Annotated in this window: 2 protein-coding genes; both read right to left on the bottom strand. The window is 38.6% G+C overall.

What is annotated here, in order from left to right; genetic code table 11:
* The coding region (locus tag ABYK33_RS15000; RefSeq protein ID WP_373034121.1) for an AAA family ATPase at positions 1-1,946 on the bottom strand (1,946 nt) is incomplete at its 3' end.
* The coding region (locus ABYK33_RS15005) for an exonuclease SbcCD subunit D (RefSeq protein WP_373034122.1) at positions 1,933-3,001 on the bottom strand (1,069 nt) is incomplete at its 5' end. The genes ABYK33_RS15005 and ABYK33_RS15000, both read right to left, overlap by 14 nt.

The following is a 3,001-nucleotide window of genomic DNA, read 5'->3' on the forward strand; positions in this document are numbered from 1 at the left end:
AAAGCTTTAAGCTTTTCGTAGTCGTTCTTGTCATCGAGTTTGGTTTGAAGCTGTTTCTTTTGCTCTTCATTTCTGTCAAGCTTACTTTTGAGTGTTGTTATGTCACCTGCTATCTTTTGGGCATCTACTTTCTTTTGTGTGAGTTCAGTATTTATGGCATCTTTTGCTTTTTTAGCCTCTGTATGAATGCCCTCTTGTTTCTGATGTTCTGTAGCATCATAGCTATGCTCTTTGATGGCTTTCTTTTGAAGCGCTATGGCTTCGTCACTCTTAGCTATACGTAGTTGCGTATCTTTTACCTCTTGCTCAAGTGCTGGTATCTGCGCTATGAGAGACTGAAGACCTAAGAGTTCTTTGTACTTAGGTTCTAGTTTGGTCTTAGAAGTGAGTGCATCGGTATGGGCTTTTTCATTATACGTCACCTCTTTGAGTACTTCTAGTTCTGCTTTGTTTTTAAGCCCTTGTGCCCTGATACCTTTGAACTCTTCTTCTTTTTTGGTAAGTGTCACCTCATCAGCATTGAGGACACTTAGCTTCTCCCCCAACTCTTTCAATACTTTATCTATGGCAGTTTTATTTTCTTGCTCTTTTACTTTAGCTTCTATGACACTCTTTAGAGTTGTCTCTCTTTTGGCTATCTCTTGTGTGTTTATCTGTGTGATGGTCGCTTGCAATGAAGCGATGACATTATCATATTCTTCAAGCAGCGGTCTTGTACAGGTAGGGCAGTTGGACTCTTTGCCTAAGGCTTCTATCTTGGCTACTTGTGTGTTGGTGTTTTCTATGAGTCCCTTGTATTTGGCTATCTCTTGCCCGAGAGTACGCTCATTGTTCTCTATCTCTTTTGTCTTAGTCACTAAGGCTTGTAACTGTGTGTTTTGTTCTGTCTGTTCTTTAACAAGTGCTGGTTTGACTTCAAGTTTTTTCTTTAAATCTAGTATCTCTTTTTCGTCTTGTTTGTATTGTGCCCTAAGTACTACTTGTTCTTTCTCCAGTCCTTGTTTTTTCAAGAACAGTTCTTTTTGCTTTTGTAGAGTATCTATAGTCACTGCTAGAGCTTTATACTCTGTAAGAAGTGGCTTATCTTTTTCATACTGCACGGACTTAGTCTGTAACTCTTGGAGTTTTACTTTTTGTTTGGCAAGATTTTCTTTTTGGTTTTCCAAGGTTTTATTGAGCAGTTCAAGATCACTACCCAATTTTACAAATTCATCTTTGAGTTTTTGAAGGGCTTTGAGGGCTTTATCTAACACATCTACTTCTTTACTTTTACTCTCAAAACGTTTAAGCACGACTTCTACTTGTTTTTTAAGTATGTCAGCTTCTTTGGTCTTAGACTCTTTTTCTTCTTCTAAGGCTTTAACTTCTGTGTCTTTGAGTAGTATCTCAGCATAACTTTTGATGTCACGGTTTAGCTGTGTGAGTTTTGAGCGTATCTCTTGTTCTATCTTGTCTATCTTCTCTAAGCCTAGTAGCTTACGAATGATCTTCTTTCTCTCTTCGTTTTTTAACCCACTCAGTGCGGTAAGTTCTTTCTGAGAGGCAAAGACCGTATGTCTAAAAGCCTCTTCATTCATTCCTACTAGTTTGGTGATATGCTTAGTCACTTCTCTTGAACCTTCACTCACTAAGGCATCATCCCCATCGTATAGATTTGCTTTGGCAGTTAAAGATTTACCACGCAGTTGACGTAGGACTTTATAGTTGTCACCGTCTATCTCAAACTCTAGTGTCACACTGACAGCTTCTTTTTCTCCTGCTTTAGCATTTCGTATGGTCTCTTTTTCTCCTCGTACATCTCCATACAGGGCAAATGTAATGGCATCAAATATCGTAGACTTTCCAGAACCGTTACGACCTATGATCCCCGTAAGACCTTCCACAAATTCAAGACTATAGTCCTGATATTTCTTGTAGTTTTCCATATGAAGATTAGAGAGTATCATCGTCTGTCTCCTCATAGAGTGCAAAAAGCTCTTTGGCTTTAGTGCTCAGTCTTTCTTGTTCTGCTTCATCTGCCACACTCTCTTTGATATGTGAGATAAAGTAAGCCTCTAAAGAGATAGACTCTATGTCACCTTCTATCTCTTCGCCTTCTACTACTTTAAACTCACGTTTCACCTTGACATGGAGTGCATCTGCAAATATCTCTTTTATCTCTTTGTTGGTAATGTCTATAGAACTTGAAGCTGTCAGGTTATAAAGTTTTACCTCTACTAGTGCATCTTTTATGTCTACTAAGTCAAGTGAAGCTACTTCTTCTTCGTACTTATCTACATCTATACTAAAACCAAGAGATTTACGTAGAGGTATCGTATGGTGTTCTATATGTAGTTCTTCATCTAAGTTCAGTACTACATAGCCTTTGTCTTCTCTTTTGTCACTACTGCTTGTTCTCTCTGTAGAACCTGCATAATATACATTTGGGTGTTTACCCACAGAGCCAAAGCCATGCCAATGTCCTAATGCCACATAGTCCATCTTTTCAAAAATATTTTCTCGCTCTTGAGGATACACCCACTCACCAAACTCATGCATAAGATAATGTGCACCTACTGAACAGTGCATCATCATGATGTTTTTCTTATTTATATCTATATTGGCTTCCATTCTGTCTAGTTCATCAGGTACGATACGTTCATCATTGATATGAGGCATAGCATGAAATACAATGTCATTAAACATCAGCATCTCATAACCCTGTTCAAAAACTGCTTTAACATTGTCTAAAGTACTCAGTGCTTCTAAGATAGGTGAAGAGGTAGTAGTACGAGGCGTTGAGTGGTTCCCTGCTATGATGATAAGAGGTATATTTAGCTTTTCAAGTCTTTTAAGTTGTGTAAGTGCGAAGGTTATAGCACGGTTAGAAGGGGACGCACGGTGAAAAAGATCACCGGTGTGTATGACATAGTCAGGCATCTCAAGTATAATAGCCTCAATGACATCTTTAAATGCTTCATAAAAGTCTGCTTCACGTTGATTGACACCCTTGTCGTTAGTG

The organism is Sulfurovum sp. (genome assembly GCF_041562805.1).
Taxonomy (GTDB): Bacteria; Campylobacterota; Campylobacteria; order Campylobacterales; family Sulfurovaceae; genus Sulfurovum.